This is a genomic window from Streptococcus sp. HMSC061E03, assembly GCF_001813505.1.
In the GTDB taxonomy this organism is placed as follows: Bacteria; Bacillota; Bacilli; order Lactobacillales; family Streptococcaceae; genus Streptococcus.
In genome coordinates this window covers 172,870-191,694 of sequence record NZ_KV812801.1, presented here as the reverse complement: position 1 = coordinate 191,694, position 18,825 = coordinate 172,870, and the positions used below count along the sequence as shown (strand labels likewise).

At 44.3% G+C, this 18,825-nt stretch carries 17 protein-coding genes; all 17 read right to left on the bottom strand.

Annotated features, from left to right (window positions below; genetic code table 11):
* Positions 1-37: 37 nt before the first annotated feature.
* A complete protein-coding gene (gene rpoE / locus HMPREF2917_RS09775) occupies positions 38-622 on the bottom strand; it encodes a DNA-directed RNA polymerase subunit delta (protein WP_021154455.1) in 585 nt (194 codons plus the stop codon).
* Between the two features lie 225 nt (positions 623-847).
* A complete protein-coding gene (tig, locus tag HMPREF2917_RS09770) occupies positions 848-2,131 on the bottom strand; it encodes a trigger factor (RefSeq protein WP_003004508.1) in 1,284 nt (427 codons plus the stop codon).
* Positions 2,132-2,259: 128 nt separating this feature from the next.
* Positions 2,260-2,823 (bottom strand): TIGR01440 family protein, encoded by a 564-nt coding sequence (locus tag HMPREF2917_RS09765; RefSeq protein WP_070590504.1) that lies wholly within the window; start codon positions 2,821-2,823, stop codon positions 2,260-2,262.
* Between the two features lie 3 nt (positions 2,824-2,826).
* Positions 2,827-3,297: an ECF transporter S component gene (locus tag HMPREF2917_RS09760; RefSeq protein WP_003010175.1), complete on the bottom strand. Its 471-nt coding sequence runs from the start codon at positions 3,295-3,297 to the stop codon at positions 2,827-2,829.
* On the bottom strand, positions 3,287-4,048 hold the full coding sequence (locus HMPREF2917_RS09755) for a bifunctional hydroxymethylpyrimidine kinase/phosphomethylpyrimidine kinase (protein WP_070590502.1): 762 nt from the start codon (positions 4,046-4,048) through the stop codon (positions 3,287-3,289). The genes HMPREF2917_RS09760 and HMPREF2917_RS09755 overlap by 11 nt, the downstream gene beginning before the upstream one ends.
* The gene (gene truA / locus HMPREF2917_RS09750; RefSeq protein ID WP_070590501.1) at positions 4,041-4,787 is read right to left on the bottom strand and encodes a tRNA pseudouridine(38-40) synthase TruA; all 747 of its coding nucleotides are present in this window, start codon (positions 4,785-4,787) and stop codon (positions 4,041-4,043) included. Before truA ends, HMPREF2917_RS09755 begins: the two co-directional genes overlap by 8 nt.
* Positions 4,788-5,076: 289 nt before the next feature.
* Positions 5,077-8,616 carry a family 20 glycosylhydrolase gene (locus HMPREF2917_RS09745; protein WP_070590499.1) on the bottom strand — a complete coding sequence of 1,180 codons (3,540 nt, stop codon included), beginning with the start codon at positions 8,614-8,616 and terminating at the stop codon, positions 5,077-5,079.
* A gap of 161 nt (positions 8,617-8,777) precedes the next feature.
* Positions 8,778-9,911 (bottom strand): molecular chaperone DnaJ, encoded by a 1,134-nt coding sequence (dnaJ, locus tag HMPREF2917_RS09740; protein WP_003004734.1) that lies wholly within the window; start codon positions 9,909-9,911, stop codon positions 8,778-8,780.
* 158 nt (positions 9,912-10,069) lie between these two features.
* Complete coding sequence (locus HMPREF2917_RS09735; RefSeq protein WP_070590498.1) at positions 10,070-10,702, bottom strand: DJ-1/PfpI family protein; 633 nt, start codon at positions 10,700-10,702, stop codon at positions 10,070-10,072.
* Positions 10,703-10,893: 191 nt separating this feature from the next.
* On the bottom strand, positions 10,894-12,717 hold the full coding sequence (gene dnaK, locus HMPREF2917_RS09730) for a molecular chaperone DnaK (RefSeq protein WP_003014055.1): 1,824 nt from the start codon (positions 12,715-12,717) through the stop codon (positions 10,894-10,896).
* A 238-nt stretch (positions 12,718-12,955) separates the two neighbouring features.
* Positions 12,956-13,480, bottom strand: coding sequence for a nucleotide exchange factor GrpE (grpE, locus tag HMPREF2917_RS09725; RefSeq protein ID WP_301355021.1), 525 nt, complete (start codon positions 13,478-13,480; stop codon positions 12,956-12,958).
* A gap of 24 nt (positions 13,481-13,504) precedes the next feature.
* A complete protein-coding gene (hrcA, locus tag HMPREF2917_RS09720) occupies positions 13,505-14,539 on the bottom strand; it encodes a heat-inducible transcriptional repressor HrcA (RefSeq protein WP_003004578.1) in 1,035 nt (344 codons plus the stop codon).
* Between the two features lie 168 nt (positions 14,540-14,707).
* Positions 14,708-15,481 (bottom strand): M15 family metallopeptidase, encoded by a 774-nt coding sequence (locus HMPREF2917_RS09715; protein ID WP_037607303.1) that lies wholly within the window; start codon positions 15,479-15,481, stop codon positions 14,708-14,710.
* Positions 15,471-16,172 (bottom strand): histidine phosphatase family protein, encoded by a 702-nt coding sequence (locus HMPREF2917_RS09710; RefSeq protein ID WP_070590496.1) that lies wholly within the window; start codon positions 16,170-16,172, stop codon positions 15,471-15,473. The genes HMPREF2917_RS09715 and HMPREF2917_RS09710 overlap by 11 nt, the downstream gene beginning before the upstream one ends.
* Positions 16,173-16,295: 123 nt before the next feature.
* The gene (locus HMPREF2917_RS09705) at positions 16,296-16,985 is read right to left on the bottom strand and encodes a histidine phosphatase family protein (RefSeq protein ID WP_070590494.1); all 690 of its coding nucleotides are present in this window, start codon (positions 16,983-16,985) and stop codon (positions 16,296-16,298) included.
* Positions 16,986-17,066: 81 nt separating this feature from the next.
* The gene (locus tag HMPREF2917_RS09700; RefSeq protein WP_003013901.1) at positions 17,067-18,404 is read right to left on the bottom strand and encodes a PFL family protein; all 1,338 of its coding nucleotides are present in this window, start codon (positions 18,402-18,404) and stop codon (positions 17,067-17,069) included.
* An 18-nt stretch (positions 18,405-18,422) separates the two neighbouring features.
* Positions 18,423-18,689 carry an ACT domain-containing protein gene (locus HMPREF2917_RS09695; RefSeq protein WP_003004214.1) on the bottom strand — a complete coding sequence of 89 codons (267 nt, stop codon included), beginning with the start codon at positions 18,687-18,689 and terminating at the stop codon, positions 18,423-18,425.
* Positions 18,690-18,825: the final 136 nt, after the last annotated feature.

The window sequence follows — 18,825 nt, the reverse complement described above, 5'->3', positions numbered from 1 at the left end:
AGAGGCTAGGACTTTTGTCCCAGCCTCTTCTTATGAATTATTCTTCTTCCTCGTCTTCAGAATCCTCTTCTTCGTCGTCTTCTTCGCTTAATTCAACTTCCTCACCCAAATCATCTGGTACGATTTCATTGATTTCAGCATCGTAAGCTTCGACTTCACTCTTTTCATCGTCTGGATTTTCTTCATCATATGAAAGAGCTGGATCTGCTTCGTAAACTTCTTCGTCTTCTGGATCGTCGTCGTTGTAGTCGATCGCATCCTCGTCTCCATCCATGAAGGCATTGACACGTTTTTTCTTCCGTTTCTTAGGAGCTTCATCTTCGTCTGTTTCTTCAAGAGCGATGATTTCTTCGTCAACTTCATCGATGGCATACCATGAACGAAGACCCCATTTGTTATCTCCAAGTGGGATAAAGCTTCCATCTACATTCAATTCTGTGTAGAACAATGGGAGGGCTTCACGGATCTCGCTGTTTGATTTTTCAAGGTAATTTTGAATTTCATTTACAAGATCGCTAAAGTACATTTCATGGTCACGTCCGCGTAATTCCAAAATCGCACGCGCCACTTCAATCATAGAAAGTTCACTTTTTTCTTGTCCAGCAAATACTTCTAATTCCAAGGGTAAATCTCCTTATGTTTCATTTCCTAAATGGAGAAGGATCCGGTCTTGAACCTCATCCTATCCTCAATGATAGATTGAAAACTTCTCGTCACTAAATCTATCACGCATTTTATCGTTACACTCTATTGTACGATAAATTTCCCCTTTCGTCAAAGGAAAATTCCAGGATTCTCCATGAAATCAAAAAAAGAAGAGCCTCACGGCTCTTCTTTTTATTCTCAATTATTTTACTTTTGCTGTGCTTGTGATCACGTTCACTGCTTTCTTCACTGTGATGTCATGTTTCAACATTTCTGGTGAAAGAAGGTTGCGAACTTGTTCAACTGGCATGTTGTAATCTGCTGCCAATTGTTCGATTTCAGCGTTGATTTCTTCTTCAGTTGCTTCGAAGCCTTCTGCTTTCGCTACTGCTTCAACCACAAGGTTTGTCTTCGTACGGCTTTCAGCTTCTGCTTCGTATTGTTTGTGAAGATCTTCTTGAGTTGTTCCAGTGATTTGGAAGTACATTTCAGGTGAGATACCTTGACGTTGCATGTTTCCAAGGAACTCGTTGATTGAACGGTGTACTTCTTCGTGGATCATTTCTTCTGGAAGGTCAACGATTTCAGCATTTTCAACTGCAAGATCGATTGCTGCTGCTTCTACTGCATCATTGTATGCTTCTTCTTTAGCTGCTGCCAATTCTTTGCGGTATTTTTCTTTCAATTCGTCAAGAGTTTCAACTTCTTCGTCGATGTCTTTTGCCAATTCATCGTCAAGAGCTGGTACTTCTTTTGCTTTTACTTCGTGGATAGTTGTTACGAATTTCGCTTCTTTACCAGCAAGGTCAGCTGCTTGGTAGTCTTCTGGGAAGGTTACGATCACATCAACTGTTTCACCAGCAGAGTGTCCAACCAATTGGTCTTCGAAACCTGGGATGAATTGACCTGAACCAAGTCCAAGCGAGAAGTTGTCACCTTTACCACCGTCGAATTCAACACCGTCGATAGAACCTACGAAGTCGATTACAACTGTGTCACCTTCTGCTGCAGCACCTTCTTTAACAACCAATTCAGCCAAGTTGTTACGTTCGCGTTCGATACGAGCATCCACATCAGCGTCTGTTACTTCTTTAGAAACTTCTACTGATACTTCAAGGTCTTTGTAAGCACCCAATTTTACTTCAGGTTTTGTTACAACAGCTGCTGTCAATGTCCAGTCTTGACCTTTTTCCATAGATACAACATCGAAAGTTGGTTGTGCTACAACTTCGATTCCAGCTTCTTTAACAGCTGCTTCGTATGCTGCTGGAAGAAGATCGTTCAAAGCATCTTGGTAAAGAGCTTCTTCTCCAAAACGTTGGTTGAAGATTGGACGTGGAATATGACCTTTACGGAATCCAGGTACGTTCAAAGTTTTCTTAACTGACTCAAACACACGGTCCAAAGCAGGTTTGATTTGCTCTTGGCTGATTGTGAAAGTCAATACACCGTGGTTAGTTTCTTTGTTTTCAAATGATACAGACATTCTGTCTCTCCTTAAAATAATATAGTCATTCCTTATAATTTTACCACAAAACTTTGAAATTGCAAGTTTTAAAACGTTTTTGCCTCTCTTTTCATCCAAAAAAACTAGCCCTTAAAAGCTAGTTCTGATTATGATTTTCGGATGGGATCATCGAGGTAGAGAGCACGGGCGCCACCGATCAATTTTGGACGACTGGCCAGGGCTGTGACATGGGCTCCACCTAGTTCACGCAAGATAGGGCGAATCGGAACTTGCACGTGTTTGACATGCATCCCTACTGAGGTATCTCCGATGTCTAACCCGGCTTGAGCTGTGATAAATTCCACCTCAACAGGATCCTTAAAATACTTGAAAGCTGCGAGTTGGCCAGCCCCTCCTGCATGGAGACTCGGAAGGACATTGACGATTTCTAGCTCATTCTTGTCCGCCAATTCTCTCTCGACCACCAAGGCGCGATTGAGATGCTCACATCCTTGTACCGCCAGATAAATCCCTCTTGGATTCAACTCATCTAGCAAGGTCTGGACAATAGCTTCGGCAATGTCGATGTTGGAGGCCTTTCCAATTTGCCCTCCTGCAACCTCACTGGAAGACATCCCGAGGACTAGAATCTGTCCTTGGCGGAGACGGCTTTTTGCCAAAACATCTACCAAGATTTCTTTTGTATCCTTCTTCAGTTGCTCCAGATCCATGAATTAGCTTCCTTTCTTTTGAAATGCATAATAGACCACATAGCCTAAAGCCATTCCAACAAAATTCTGAGCGAGGTTATTCGGAATATCCGAGATAGCAGCCCCCCAACCATTGCCTAAAAAGAGAGCAGAAGCTAGTGCGTAACCGCCTACCATCACGACTGTCGCAAGTAGCAAGCCTAGGTAACGAGCTTTGCCCTTGAAGCCAGCGAAATAGCCTTGTCCCCCGTGAAAGAGGAGGCTAAAGAACATCCACTGAGGATAGCCTGAAATCAGATCGAGTAGGAAGGCTCCGACACCACCTACAATCGCACCTTCCTTGCGCCCAAAATAGAAGGCTGTGAAATAAACGCCAAGATCTAGCAGGGTGACGATCCCTGTGGGAGTTGGAAGTTTTGTATAGTAGCCAAGTACAACTGTCAAGGCTGTCAAAATGGAAAGGCGAGCAATGAGTTGAGTTCGATTAGATGTCATATTGTACTACTCCATACTGGTCTGAATGTTGAATCGCTTGGAAAACAAAGTCTTTAGAGGCTTTAACAGCTTCAAGTGGAGATTTCCCTTTTACCAACTGGCTGGAAATGCTAGACGCAAAGGTACAACCAGCTCCTGTATTGTTCTTTTCTAAGACTGGCTCTTCAATGACGGTGAAGTCTGTCCCATCATAAAAGACATCGATGGCCTTTTCTTTATTGAGACGATTGCCTCCTTTGACCACGACATTCGCTGCTCCTAATTCGTGGAGCTTGCGCGCTGCCTCCTTCATATCATCGAGCGATTGAATCTTGCTTTGGGTCAAGATCTCAGCTTCTGGCAAGTTCGGCGTGATGATGGTCACATAAGGGAAGAACTTAATCAATTCGTCTCGAAGAGCTGAAACTTCTACATCATGGCTTTCCTTGCAGACCAAGACAGGATCTAGTACCACAGGGATCTCCGCATGGGCTTTGACATAGTCCAAGGCTAAGTCTGCCACTTGGACATTTGGCAAAAGACCGAGTTTAATAGCAGAAAAAGGAACATCCTTGAGAGAGTTGAGCTGCTGCGCAAAGGTCGTCGGATCCACCGGAATCACTTCAAAACCGTGCTCCGTCATAGCGGTCAAACAAGTCACCGCCACAAAGCCATGCTGTTTGTTAGTCGTATAAGTTGCAAGGTCTGCGTGAAGACCTCCCCCACTAAAAATATCATTTCCTGAAATAGCTAGAATCAATTCATTACTCATAACGGATCTCCTTTAAATATAAGCCATTTGGTGCTGCTGTAGGACCTGCTAGATTGCGGTCCTTTTTTTCTAAAATCAGATCGATCTGCTCGATCGGCATCCGATCATTTCCAATCTTCAACAAAGTTCCCACCATATTGCGGATTTGCTTGTAGAGAAAACCATTGCCCGAAAAGGTAAAGACAAGGCGATGATGTTCTGCATCCTCAACCAAGCGAGCCTCTGTAATCGTACGAACCTTATCTTCCACACTGGTTCCTGAAGCTGTAAAACCGCTGAAATCATGGGTTCCCTCCAACTTTTGGATGGCTGCTTGCATCTTTTCCACATCCAAAGGATAAGGATAGTGGGTGGCATAGTGGCGCATCATGGGGTTCTTGGGACGACCATAATCCACGATAAATTCATAGGTTTTGCTGTGCTTCTTGTAGCGTGAGTGAAAGTCATCTTCTACTTGCTCCACTCTGATGAAATCAATATCCTCTGGGGTTTGGGTATCGAGGGCAAAGCGGAGCTTCTCCTCGTCCCGCGCTTGGGGGAGATCAAAATGAATCACCTGCCCAAGAGCATGGACACCTGAATCCGTTCGCCCCGCTCCATGAACGGTAACAGGGGTTCCTTGATTGAGGCGCGTCAAGGTCTTCTCGATTTCTTCTTGCACACTGCGGGCATGCGGTTGACGTTGAAACCCTGCAAACAAGGTACCGTCATATGAAATGGTTGCTTTGTATCGTGTCATGGTTTTATTTTAGCAGGATATAGAAGGGGTTACAAGAGTGAAAAACTCAAACTGTCCGGGTACAGTTTTACAAGCAAAAAAAAGAAGCCGGGACAAAAGTCCTAGCCTCTCAATTATTTTTGGATTGTAGAGCAAGACGCAGTGGTTGAGTGGGCTCTAATACGCTGATTTCATCAGCTTATACAGCCCTACTCAACTGTGCGGAGGTGGGACGACGAAATCGAATTCTAACGAATGACCGATTTCTGTCCCACTCTCCTAACTTCGACCTGTTACAAATCAACTAGTCTCAGTCTCTTTTTTTATTTTTCAAGTCCATTCCTGCTGCTCCTAAGATCGCTCCTAGTAAAGCGAGTCCCAGAGCAGATTCCACTCCTGTTTCTGGAAGTTGCTTGTTAGAGTTTACTGTTTCTGAACGAACCTCTTTTTCCAAAGCTGCTGGAATTGGCGTTGGGGTATTTACTGGTGCTACTGGTTGATCTTTCGAGATCACTTGAGGTGTTGAATGATCTGGAACCACTTTGTTTACGAGCAAGTCTGATTTCACTGGTGCTTCTACGGAAGGACTTGTTGGGATCACGACTTCTTTGGTACCGACTTCAACAATTTCTGGAACCGGCTCTGTGGCAACTTCTGTAGCGATCACTTTTCGACTTTGATCAAGTGCCGAAATCTCTACATACTCAAGACCTTGCCCTTTAACCCCAGCCTGGATCACTTTGCGTTCTCCTTTAGCGAGATCTGGATTGGTCCGTTCTACAAGGTCAAAATCAAGTTCTTTTTCTACGATTTCAAGACTTGGTTTGTCTTCCACTAGGGCTTTGACGTCATTTTCAGCCAAGCTACCCACTTGCGTGATTGGCTTGAGCCCCGCAAGGGCTTGGGTCAGAGCAGCAACTTCTTGATCCACCTGATCTTGATGAGCACGGCTCACATTCCAATTCAAGCTATCTAAGACTTTCGCAAGGGCTGCGCGCGATTCTGGTGTGTAAATGTCTAGATCTGTTGGCACCGTAGAAACTGCTTTTCTAAGAGCAGTGAAGTCTGCTTTGAAATAGTCCTTGTTATGGTTGGCAAAAGCTTCCATGAGATCAAAGACATTTTTTTCAATGTATTCTTCACTTGGGGTATCACACCAAACAGCTACCATACTACCGACCATCGGCAAAGATGTCTCTGGATATGTTGTACTTGGGAGTTGTCTAAATGGAGTAGCAGCTGCATTGGCAATCGCTTTTTCAATATAACCACCACCCGTTTCAGGTGTTCTTCCCAAAACATAGTACCAGTCTCCGTTGGTATTAAGGAATTTATACCCCTTATCTGCCAAATACTGTGGAGATGCGAGGTTATAGCCCCACCATCCTTTAGACCAGTAGGAAATCAAGACGTCCTTGTCAAAGGCAACATCATCTTCATCTCCATAATAGAAGCCATCGTTAAAGGCCATTGGCTGCAAGCCTTTTTCACGCGCCATAGCTGCAAGACTATTGGAATACTCCGCAAATTTACCATAGAGGTCATACCACTTGAGGTAGTACCAGCCTTGCGCACTGGTAGCGTCATTGGCATATTCATCTGTTCCGTAGTTAAAGATCTTAGACTTGTCTTTGAAGTAGTCCATGTACTTGCCAATCAAGGCTTTGGTAAAGTTGACTGCTGCTTCATTGGTCAAATCCATGGTTGTTTTTGAAACCGTATCAAAGCTGGCTTGTGGATTTTCAATGCCCAATTTTTCCATGGCCACCAACAAAGCATCCATGTGTCCAGGACTATTGACTGCCGCAATCAAGCCGATTCCTTTAGCAGTCGCATAAGCATGGAGTTCATCCATTTCCGCTTGGGTCAAAGCTTGACCATTTGGATCATCGTAATAGGCCTTGGTGCCTTCTAAAATGGCCTTTTTCACATCGTCACTGGCATAGGTTTTGCCATTGGCTTCCACCGTCATATCATCGAGTACGAAGCGCATACCATCGTTTCCGACAAGGAGGTGCAAGTCAGAATAACCCAACTCACTGGCCTTATCTACGATCCGTTTCAACTGATCCAGCGAGAAGTATTTGCGCCCTGCATCGATCGAGATGACCTTCTTCATGGCAAGTTTTTCTGCTGCTTCTTTTGCTGCAACTTCTTTCGCGTAGCTTTCCGTATACACCAAAGCATCTTGAGCTGCTTTGAGATGGTCGATCAAAGTTTTGGCCTCTGCTCGAGTCGTGTCTGTTCCTGCCCCTTCTAATGCTTTTTTAGCTGCCGCAAAGGCTACTAGAGATTCCGGTGTATAGTGGTCCAAATCAGTTGGAGCTTCCGAAAGAGCTTTTTCGACCACTTCAGGATCTGCTACAAAGTAGTCCGCATTCTTGTCCGCGAAAGCATGCATGAGCTTAAAGAGAAGGTCTTTTTTGTAGGTTGCGGATGGCGTATCTGCCCAGGCAGCTACCATGCCACCGATGAAGGGCACCTTAGCCCCATCATTTTTTTGAACCACATCAATCGCCGACTTGGAAATTCCTTCGAGACCTTGATCGAGGTTGTACCAACCAGATCCAGCCTTGTCCCGTCCAAGCACATAATACCATGCATCATTGGTATTAAGAATCTGATGACCTCGTTCAGACAAGAGTTTTGAAGATGCGACATCATAGCCGTTCCAGCCACCTGTCCAGTAGGAGACAATGATATCCTTATCAAAAGTACCATAGGAAGTATCGCCATTGTAGTAGATTCCATCATTGAAGGCCATTGGTTTCATCTTGTGTTTTTTCACAATAGCTGCTAGATCATTGGCGTATTGAATGAATTTTTCATAGCCTTTTTCTGGATAGCCTTCACCTGGCCAATGCTTGCTGGCTTGGAGAACCTGCCAACCATGGGCATCTGTAGCATCGTTGGCATATTCATCCAAACCGATATTGAAAATATCTGCCTTGCCGCTGAAATAAGCCACATACTTGTCTACCAAAGCCTTGGTAAAGTCTAAGGCTTTTTGGTTGTCCAAATCAACTGTCCGGGCTGATTTTTTAGTGCCAAAGTAATTAAAGTGAGGGTTTTCGATCCCCAATTGTTCCATGGCTGTCAGAATCGCATCCATGTGACCTGGACTATTAATGGTTGGGATGACACCTACTTTCTTCGATTTGGCGTAGGCTAAAATATCATCCATTTGAGCCTGGGTCAAGGCTGTCCCGTTCGGATCATCGTAATAAGCCTTCGTCCCTTTTTCAACCGCATCTGTCACGGCTTGGCTAGAATAAGAAGTATCTCCCACTTTCAAAGACATGTCATCCAGCACAAAGCGCAAACCATCATTTCCAACTAGAAGATGCAAGTCTGTATAACCCGTCTTACTTGCTTCATCAATGATTTCCTTGATTTGGTCTGGTGAGAAGTACTTGCGACCGGCATCAATCGAAACAATCTTTTTCTTGGCTAATTTTTCTTCCTGATCAGGATCTTTAGTAGGTGTTTCCGTCGTTGCTGTCGCTGGTTGAGCTGCCACATCCGACTCTGCGACAGAGCTCGCTTCTTCGCGAATCAAACGGTCAAGATCTGATACCCGCAATTCACGATCAGGCAGTGTCGGTTGACTTTGATTGACGATTGGGGCAGGAGCCGTCGGCTTTTCTACTGCTGGCTGAGAAGCTTCCTCCTTAAGAGAAATCGTTGACTCACCCTCGCTTGGCTGAGTTGGAACTGTCGTTGCAGGACTGTCTGTAACGCTCGTCGTATCTGCCGCTACAACCTGAGCGCCAGCAAAAAATCCTATGAGCACCGAAGCAGCTCCTACTGCATACTTTCGAATGGCATAACGTGGTTGATCTGATTTCATCAGGACCTCCTAAATTGTCTTTGTAATCGTTTTCTTAAATTTACCACGATATCTTAATAAATTCAATGAGGCTTCTCATTATTCTTTAATTAGGAGAGGAAGTTCTTGGATTCGATCCAAAATAAAACGAGCCCCTTACTCAAAAGGAAACTCGTTTTTTCTTATAAATCATCCAAGGCATCTTTGACCTTATCAAAGAACCCTTTTTTCTTTGGGTTGACCTTCAAATCACTTGCTTCCGCAAAGGCTTGAAGGGCTTCTTTTTGCTTATCATTTAATCCAGTTGGGGTGACGACATTGACAGATACATATTGATCCCCCATGGCACCACCACGTAAGCTTGGAGCCCCTTTTCCACGGAGGCGGAATTTCTTACCAGTTTGGGTTCCTTCAGGAATGACCAAATCGACATCTCCATGAACGGTTGGCACATGGACCGTATCTCCAAGAGCTGCTTGGACAAAGTTCAAGTCTAACTTGTAGTAGATGGTTGAGCCATCTCGTTCGAAGCGATCGCTCGGCTCAACATTGACAACAACATACAAGTCACCGTATGGTCCACCGTTAAAGCCAGCTTCTCCTTGACCAGCTAAGCGGATTTGTTGACCTGTTTCAACTCCTGCAGGAATCTTGACATTCACGCTATGAGCTTGTTTTTCATGACCTGTTCCACGACAAGTCGTACATGGATCCTTGATTTCTTGACCACGACCATGACAGACATCACAGGTCACTTGACGGCGCATCATCCCAAGAGGGGTTTGCGTATCCACATTGATGACTCCAGAACCATGACAGCGTCCACAGGTCACCGGACTAGTCCCTGGCTTAGCCCCAGAACCATGACAGGTATGACAGCTTGCTTCCCGATGGTACTTGACTTCTTTTTCCGCACCAAAAATCGCTTCTTCAAACTTGAGATTGACGCGGTATTGGAGGTCATCCCCTTGACGAGGTGCATTTGGATTACGACTTGCACCACCACCAAAGAAGCTAGAGAAGATATCTTCAAAGCCACCAAAACCAGCACCATCAAAGCCACCAAAACCACCTGCTCCGCCACCGAAGCCACCATTGGCTCCCGCAGCACCATATTGGTCATAAGCAGCCCGTTTTTGTTCGTCACTCAAAGTCTCATAAGCTTCTTGAACTTCCTTGTACTTTTCCTCAGCACCAGGCTCCTTGTTGATATCTGGGTGATATTTTTTAGATAATTTCCGATAGGCTTTCTTGATCTCATCTTGAGATGCATTCTTTGAAACGCCCAAACGGTCATAAAATTCAGTATTGTTCATAATTCAAGATACAAAGGGCGTTAAACGGACACAGCCAAAATAGGAGTTTTGACGACGGACGCTTGCGTCCTAGAAAAAACTATCTTTTTGGCACCGTCCGTAGCCCGTGTTCAGTTACGAACACTCTTTGTTCCTTTCTATAATTTTCATGTAAATCTTTAGAGGCTGTTTTCTATACTTCGCTTCACTTGATCAAACTCTTGTTCCGATAGAGTAAATATCAAATCCTCTTCTGAATAGTCGTTTCGTTCTTTAAAATAGTTGTCCGTATTCTCTGCCAAGCCTAAACTTAGAATCACTTTCCTTGCAAACTCTTGATGGGCAAAACCGATAGCCGTAATGATCTGTTTATCTTGCACAACCACTTTCGGTTGGAAATTCTCACGTGGAAGAAATTCAAAATAATCAAAGAAGTTTTGCCAAATTCCACCTGTAAATTTCGTATCGTTCAGCAAACCTGCTTTCGCTAATAAAAGAGGCGCTGAAGAAATGGCTGCAATGAGGATATCTTGCTCACCAAGGTCCCTCAAAAACGAAATCAATTTCTCATCCTGTAGAGCAGGCCCTATATTGACCATTCCTGGCAAAATCACACAAGAATACTCTTCTATACAGATTTGATCTAGTGTTTTGGTCGGTTGACAGAGCAAGCCATCCTCAGAGACCACCATCGAATGATCTGAAGCGACATAATCAATCGTACTATCAAAAGACAGAGCTAAAGTACTCGTTAAAGCAGTTATCTCATAAAGAGAAAAATTAGGATAAATGATACAAAGTACTTTTTTCATAGGCAACATCCTCTATTTTACCGAAAAACAGAGGCTGGGTTGCAACCTCTGGATTTCTTTTTATCATTTAGTTGTTAAGCTGAATTGAGCACGCCCTAACCTCTTGGTGAAAAAGATAAATCTTCCTAGAAACTAAAGTTTCTGCGTCAGATTTCCTATTTTCACTGTGAGGTTTTAACGGGCTTTGCATCTTACTTTTCAGTAAACTCTCCGTCTACGACGTCATCGCCTGCGTTGCCTGATGCTTGTGCTCCTTCAGCTCCTGCTTGTGCTTGTTGTGCTGCTGCAGCTTGTTCGTAAAGTTTAACAGCCAATGCTTGTGCTTTTTCGTTCAAGGCTTCAAGTTTTGCTTTCATTTCTTCAAGGTTACCTGATTCTTGAGCTTTCTTAAGATCATCAAGTCCTGCTTGAGCTGCGTCACGTTCTGCATCAAAGCCTTTGCCTTCAGTTTCTTTGATGGTCTTTTCAGTTGCAAAGATAGCTTGGTCTACTTCGTTACGAAGGTCAACTTCTTCTTTACGTTTCTTATCTGCTTCAGCGTTAGCTTCTGCATCTTTCATCATGCGGTCGATTTCTTCATCTGTCAAACCTGAGTTTGATTGGATAACGATTGTTTGTTCTTTTTGAGTTCCAAGATCTTTCGCTTTAACAGATACGATACCGTTCTTGTCGATGTCAAATGTAACTTCGATTTGTGGGATACCACGAGGTGCAGCTGGGATATCAGTCAATTGGAAGCGTCCAAGAGTCTTGTTATCTGCTGCCATTGGGCGTTCCCCTTGAAGAACGTGGATATCAACGGCTGGTTGGTTGTCTGCTGCAGTTGAGAAGACTTGTGATTTAGAAGTTGGAATTGTAGTGTTGCGGTCGATCAATTTTGTGAAGACTCCACCCATTGTTTCGATACCAAGTGACAATGGCGTTACGTCAAGAAGGACAACGTCTTTCACGTCACCAGTGATCACACCACCTTGGATCGCAGCACCCATAGCCACAACTTCGTCAGGGTTCACTGATTTGTTTGGTTCTTTACCAGTTTCAGCTTTAACAGCTTCTACAACGGCAGGAATACGAGTTGAACCACCGACAAGGATGACTTCGTCGATATCTGACAAGCTCAAACCTGCATCTGAAAGGGCTTGACGAACTGGAGTTTTCGTACGTTCTACAAGGTCACGAGTCAAATCATCGAATTTCGCACGAGTCAAGGTCATTTCCAAGTGAAGAGGTCCAGCAGCGCCTGCAGTGATGAATGGCAAGCTGATTTGTGTTGAAGTGACACCAGAAAGGTCTTTCTTCGCTTTTTCAGCTGCGTCTTTCAAACGTTGAAGCGCCATCTTGTCTGTTGACAAGTCGATACCATTTTCTTTCTTGAATTCTTCAACCATGTAGTCGATGATTTTTTGGTCAAAGTCGTCACCACCGAGTTTGTTATCCCCTGCAGTTGCCAATACATCAAAGACACCATCACCCAATTCAAGGATAGATACGTCGAATGTACCACCACCAAGGTCGAATACCAAGATTTTTTCTTCTTTATCAGTCTTATCCAAACCATAAGCAAGGGCTGCTGCTGTTGGTTCGTTGACGATACGTTCTACTTCAAGGCCAGCGATTTTACCAGCGTCTTTAGTTGCTTGACGTTGTGCATCGTTGAAGTAAGCTGGAACGGTGATAACAGCTTTGGTTACTTTTTCACCAAGATAATCTTCCGCATAACCTTTCAAGTATTGAAGAATCATAGCTGAGATTTCTTGTGGTGTGTATTCTTTACCGTTTGCAGAAACTTTTTCAGAAGTACCCATCTTAGATTTGATAGAGATGATGGTATCTGGGTTTGTGACTGCTTGACGTTTTGCAGCGTCACCAACGATGATTTCACCGTTTTTGAATGAAACTACAGATGGAGTTGTGCGGTTACCTTCTGGGTTTGCGATAATTTTTGATTCAGTTCCTTCAAGAACTGCTACTGCTGAGTTTGTTGTACCTAAGTCAATACCGATAATTTTAGACATATGTTTTTCTCCTTAAGTTTTTTCTTCCTTTTTTGATATTTCCCTTAAGTGGTGGGGACGTGAGCAACTCCCTTCGGGATTTCATCACTTATTTTTGAGTCTACTGTCTCAAAAATCCCCTATTTCAGTAGCACAAGCTACTGAAACTTTCACCACGGCGGGAAATATCTTCCTTGCAAGCCTCCGGCTTACGTCTTATCTTTCTTTCATAGTTTAGTGTCGTTTCGGACAAGGCAGACTAGTTATAAACCACTACCATGGCTGGGCGCAGGATGCGGTCATGGAGTTTGTAGCCTTTTTGGAAGACTTGTGCGATGGTGTCTGCTGGATGTTCATCATCTGCAGGCAAGGTTTGGATGGCCATGTGGTAGTTATGGTCAAAGGCTCCGTCCGCTGGAATTTCTTCGATTCCTTCTTCTTTCAGAGCATGTACCAAACTTTCTTGGACCATTTCCAAGCCCTTCTTCACATCATCTGTCAATCCTTCGACGGCAAGGGCACGTTCGAGGTTGTCCAGTGATGGTAAGATCGCTTTTGCCAAATCTTGGCTACGGTATTTTTGTAATTGTTGACGTTCTTCATTGGCACGGCGCTGAATATTTTGCATTTCTGCATGAGCACGAAGGTATTTGTTTTCAAATTCCTCGGCACGCGCTTGTGCTTCTTCTAACTCAGAAGGTTGGTTGCTTTCCTCTACAACTTCTTCAGTTGTTTGGGCAACTTCCTCTTCTTTCACGTCTTCTTTTTTGATATCTTCTGTCAAGGCATACACCCCTTTCATTTGGTCTTAATTTACTTCATAATGGTTGCTATTGAGGTAACGGTAGTAATCCGTCAACTTCATAACCAGTACCCGTCCGATGACATTGACCAGGCTAATCACACGCCTATAATCCATCTCTACGGGACCGATCACATGCATGAGGGCCATCCCACGATAAGGAACCAGGAACTTGTGACTAATGACCGTCACATTTTTCAAGGCCTTCTCTTGAGATTCTGCAACCAGAATCTGGGTCATTTGGTCTTCTGGCATTCCCCCTCGTAACTCCAAGGCCACGTGTTGGGGATTATCCAAAAACTGATAGGTCTGAAGATCGGCGTAGGTTAAGGATGAAACCTTTCCTTCTACAAAGACCAGTTCTTGAAACAGTTGCGAGAAGACGTAATCAAAGAGATCCAGCACATTGTCTGTCGTCTTGAAATAGCGCTGTACAATCTGTGGAATCTCCGTCCGCAAGCGGTAGTGGATATCCAAGACTGTATTTCCAATGAAGCGCTCTTGAACCAGCTGATGGAAGATTTCCAAGTCACTGGTTAAGAAATTCTTTGGAATGGCAAACTGTACAGTGACAGGCTTTGATTCATCCAAGGTCAGAACCGCCAAAGCATCGTGGTTGGATAATGGAACAATCTCAAAACCAGTCAAGCGCTGACGTGTCGGTTCAACATCCTGAATCACTGCGGTGTAACCCGTCATCTGGGCTAGTAACTTAGCTGTAGCATCCAAGATATCGTCTAACTTAAAGGCTTCGAAATCAAAGGCTTTCACCACCTGGTAGACATCTTGCTCATCAATTAACTCTAGATCAAGCGAGTTCTGAACAAAATATTGAAAACCAGCTCGACTAGGCATTCGGCCACTCGAAGTGTGGGCCTTTTCTAGTAAGCCTTGTTTTTCGAGGGCAGCCATGTCGTTTCGAATGGTCGCGCTACTGGATTGAATCACATCTTGTAGCGCTTTTGAACCGACTGGTTCGTGGGTCTTGGTAAAGATATCGACGACAAGATTGAGAATCTCATTTTGACGTTCTGTAACCATGACCTCACCTCTCTTTCATTTTTTAGCACTCTAAACACTCAAGTGCTAAACCTTGATTCTATTATACACCCATCCAAAAGAAAGTCAAGAGAAAAATCCAAAAAATTAGCACTCTTTTTTCAAGAGTGCTAAAAATCATTCTTAAGACCTAGAGAAGTGAATCTCCTCTTATTTGCCAGCCTTTTTCAATAGCTGAATATATTCTTCCAATACTAGCTGATGCTTGGCCATATACTGAGCATTTTCTACGCCAACATAACGGAAATGCCAATTCTCAAAATTCACACCCGTGATGTTGCTCTTCCCATCTGGGTAGCGAAGGACAAAGCCATATTGCGGTGCAATGGCAGCTAGCTGCATGCCCAACTCATCACTTTGACCAGCTTCGACACTCATATCAATCGCAAGCCCCGTCTGGTGTTCACTAGCACCAGGGACCTGTACCTGGGTCTGCACCTGCTTTTCAGCTTCTTCGTGCGAAAGACCACTAGCCTCTAGTTGCGCAACACGTTCATTATAGAGCTCTGTTTGCTCGGCCACACTTCGATAGCCTGATATCAAGGTTTCTTCTGGGGCAATTTTTCGAGCCGCTTCTAAAAATTGACGAGTTGGTTCTACAATCCGACTATCCACTTTGATAGCATCCACATCTGTCAATTGTGGGTTCAGCTCAGGCTTCACATTGTCACGATTGACCAAGATCAACTGCCAGTCTTTTGTCGAAACGGCTGGTAAATCTGATTTTTCTTTCTTTTTCTTAGAAGAAGAGGGAGTCGTTACAGCTGTTTTTTTAGCCTTCCAAAACTGAAGCCCTGAAAACAAGCTTGGCTTCGCTAAGTAAGCACCAATTCCCGATCCAAGGACCACAAGAAGAAAGAAACTCAATAGGTAAGGCCACCATTTCTTACGTTTTTTTCTTGCGCGTCTATACTTATTCGTCATGGCCACCCTCTAGAAGTTTTGCTCCAACCTTACGATAGGACAGATCCCCAATCTTTTCAATACTGAAAGCACCATCTTCATAAGCCAAAACCGTCACGCTTCCGTTGTCCAAGACCAATTCTTCGACCGCTTTTGGATCGATGAGATAAATCAAGGTCGTAATGGTCATGCCGTGGCTGACCACAATAGCATTGCCACCGCCAGCTGCTTCTACCTCTTTTGCGATGGCCTCAAATCCTTCTTTAATCCGGCCACTCAAGGCACTCCAGGATTCAGCCCAACCCGTGGTATCCACTTCAACGATCCCTTCTGCTAACTCCATTAGGCTCAACTGATGGAAATCATCGACCTTAAAGACACGAGGTAAGACCCCCATAAAGAGATCACCATCATAAGCACCGTCAAAACTACCAAAACACCACTCGCGGATCCGTTTGTCATAACGATAAGGGATTTTTCCTGTCAGACCAAGTTCTTGAAGAATAATTCCCATAGTTTGAATGGTGCGTCCAGAATCACTCGAAACAGCCTCTTCAAAAGAAAGCCCAGCTTCCTTGAGACCAAGTCCTAATTCTCGAATTCCACGTTCTCCTGCTTCTGTCAGCGGAGTGTCTGACCAGCCCTGTGCCCGTCCAATGGTATTAAACATGGTTTTTCCATGACGAGCAATATATAATCTGGTTTTTGTCATTGTATTACCTCCGTATGTATCTCTTTCATTATATCATTTTTTGCAAAAAGAAAGTAGGAAAGCTCTTACAAGTTTTGTGAAAAAGAAAAGGCCATGACCAAAGGGTCAGCCTTTCAGGACGGACTAGGATTCTTGCAAGCTTTCACCGACCTCACGGTAACTGCTATCTCCAATCCCCTTAACCGTCAATACTCCATCTTCGTATTCTACAAGGGTAACACTACCGTTTGAAAGAGGCAGATTAAGATTTGGTTTTCCTTCGATCAAGCAGACCAGGGTCTGAATGGTCCAACTATGGCTGACCACCAAGGCATTGCCTCCACCATTTTCTTCTACTTCTTTGGCAATGGATTCAAAACCTTCTAGAATTCGGCTTTTCAAGACTTCCCATGGTTCAGCCCAATTTGCTGTGTCCACTTGGCAAATGCCATTGGCCAAGTCTTCCAAGGTCAAGGTCTTATAATCCTCTACATCTAGCACGCGCGGCACGACACCGTGAAAGAGCTCCCCACCGTAGGCTCCATCAAAGCTACCAAAACACCATTCGCGGATCCGTTTGTCAAAGCGATAAGGAATCTGGTCTTTCAAGCCCAATTCATCGAGAATGATCCCCATAGTCTGAATGGCACGGCCTGAATCACTGGAATAAGCTCGAGTAAACTCCAAACCGGACTCACGCAAGCCGATTCCTAGAGCTTGAATCCCTCGTTCTCCTTCTGCTGTCAAGGGTGTATCGGACCAGCCTTGAGCACGGCCAATGGTATTAAACATGGTTCTCCCATGACGAATCACAAATAATCTTGTTTTAGCCATCTTGTCTCCTTTTGCAAGAAAAAAGTCTGGAGTTTCATCATCACAGACTTTTCTATTTTCTACTATTATACTAGATTTCTCTTAGTTTTTAAAGCTATGAACAGGAGCTGGAATCTGACCACCACGGGCAATGAAATCAGCTGACGAAGCTTTGTTGACCTTCATTACCGGAGCAGACCCAAGAAGTCCACCGAGCTCTAACATATCGCCTTCTTTTCCATAAGGAATGATCCGAACTGCTGTTGTCTTTTGGTTGATCACTCCGATAGCTGCTTCATCGGCGATCATGGCCGCAATGGTTGTATCTGGAGTATCAGCTGGGATGGCAATCATATCTAGACCGACGGAGCAGATAGCTGTCATGGCTTCCAATTTTTCCAAGTTGATATGACCGGATTGGACCGCCGCAATCATCCCTTCATCTTCTGAGACCGGAATGAAAGCACCTGACAACCCACCGACTTGGTTACAAGCCATGATGCCGCCTTTTTTCACTTGGTCATTGAGCAGAGCTAGGGCTGCTGTTGTCCCGTGAGTTCCAACTACTTCAAGACCCATGGCTTCGAGGACACGGGCAACCGAATCCCCAACAGCTGGCGTTGGAGCAAGAGACAAGTCCACAATTCCAAACTCAACACCGAGACGTTCACTAGCCATTTGCCCCACTAATTGCCCAACACGGGTAATCTTGAAAGCTGTCTTCTTGACTGTTTCAGCCAATACATCAAAGCTAGCACCTGGAACTTTTTCAATCGCCCGTTGGACGACACCTGGTCCTGAAACCCCAACGTTGATGACAACATCCGCTTCACCGACACCGTGGAAGGCACCCGCCATAAAAGGATTATCTTCTACTGCATTGGCAAAAACTACGAGCTTACCAGGCCCCATCGGATCCGCTTGGGAAGCCTCTTTAATGATGCGCCCCATGTCTCGGACAGCGGTCATATTGATCCCCGTCTTAGTGGAACCAATATTGACTGAAGAGCAGACAAAATCCGTCTCTGCAAGGGCGCGAGGAATAGAATTAATGAGGATTTCATCCCCCTTTTGGTAGCCTTTTTGAACAAGGGCTGAGAAGCCACCGATAAAGTTGACCCCAACTTCCTTGGCCGCACGATCTAGTGCCTTGGCAAAGGGTACATAATCTGTCGCATCTGTTGCAGCTCCGATAATAGAAATCGGAGTGACCGAAACCCGCTTATTCACAATGGGAATGCCAAGTTCTGCCGCAATCTCATCCCCCACAGCTACCAAATCTTTGGCCTTTGTCACAATCTTATTGTAGACTTTTTCTGCTGCCTTTTCGATATCCGGATCAATACAATCTAGAAGCGAAATCCCCATGGTGATAGTCCGAACATCGAAGTTCTGCTCCTCAATCATGGCAATGGTTTCTGTTACCTGTTTAATGTCCATAAATTCTCAACCCCTATCTTACAAATTGTGCATGGCATCAAAAATTGCTGCACTCTGGATATTGATTTTTACATGAAGAGACTGACCGAATTCTTCCAACTCTGAACGGAGCTGTGTGAAATCTTTTTTCTCATCTGACGATACAACCGCCATCATGGTAAAGTATTCATCCAATACGGTTTGAGAGATATCATCGATATTGAGTCCTAATTCTGCTACTTTCGTTGCAACACCCGCTACGATTCCTTTTTGGTCTTTACCAACGACTGTAATAATTGCTTTCATTTCACTGCTCCATTCTATCTATTTGCTTCCATTGTAGCACAATCCCCTTAAAATCGCCCTTCTCAACTGGGAACGTTCGTATATTTTTATGTGTATAAAAAAATAAAGAGGCTGGGACAAAAGTCCTAGCCTCTTT

Coding starts and splice junctions, on each gene's coding strand:
- tig (WP_003004508.1), bottom strand. CDS start 2,131: ATGTCTGTATCATTTGAAAACAAAGAAACTAACCACGGTGTATTGACT.
- HMPREF2917_RS09765 (WP_070590504.1), bottom strand. CDS start 2,823: ATGGATCTGGAGCAACTGAAGAAGGATACAAAAGAAATCTTGGTAGAT.
- HMPREF2917_RS09760 (WP_003010175.1), bottom strand. CDS start 3,297: ATGACATCTAATCGAACTCAACTCATTGCTCGCCTTTCCATTTTGACA.
- HMPREF2917_RS09755 (WP_070590502.1), bottom strand. CDS start 4,048: ATGAGTAATGAATTGATTCTAGCTATTTCAGGAAATGATATTTTTAGT.
- truA (WP_070590501.1), bottom strand. CDS start 4,787: ATGACACGATACAAAGCAACCATTTCATATGACGGTACCTTGTTTGCA.
- HMPREF2917_RS09745 (WP_070590499.1), bottom strand. CDS start 8,616: ATGAAATCAGATCAACCACGTTATGCCATTCGAAAGTATGCAGTAGGA.
- dnaJ (WP_003004734.1), bottom strand. CDS start 9,911: ATGAACAATACTGAATTTTATGACCGTTTGGGCGTTTCAAAGAATGCA.
- HMPREF2917_RS09735 (WP_070590498.1), bottom strand. CDS start 10,702: ATGAAAAAAGTACTTTGTATCATTTATCCTAATTTTTCTCTTTATGAG.
- dnaK (WP_003014055.1), bottom strand. CDS start 12,717: ATGTCTAAAATTATCGGTATTGACTTAGGTACAACAAACTCAGCAGTA.
- hrcA (WP_003004578.1), bottom strand. CDS start 14,539: ATGGTTACAGAACGTCAAAATGAGATTCTCAATCTTGTCGTCGATATC.
- HMPREF2917_RS09715 (WP_037607303.1), bottom strand. CDS start 15,481: ATGACGAATAAGTATAGACGCGCAAGAAAAAAACGTAAGAAATGGTGG.
- HMPREF2917_RS09710 (WP_070590496.1), bottom strand. CDS start 16,172: ATGACAAAAACCAGATTATATATTGCTCGTCATGGAAAAACCATGTTT.
- HMPREF2917_RS09705 (WP_070590494.1), bottom strand. CDS start 16,985: ATGGCTAAAACAAGATTATTTGTGATTCGTCATGGGAGAACCATGTTT.
- HMPREF2917_RS09700 (WP_003013901.1), bottom strand. CDS start 18,404: ATGGACATTAAACAGGTAACAGAAACCATTGCCATGATTGAGGAGCAG.
- HMPREF2917_RS09695 (WP_003004214.1), bottom strand. CDS start 18,689: ATGAAAGCAATTATTACAGTCGTTGGTAAAGACCAAAAAGGAATCGTA.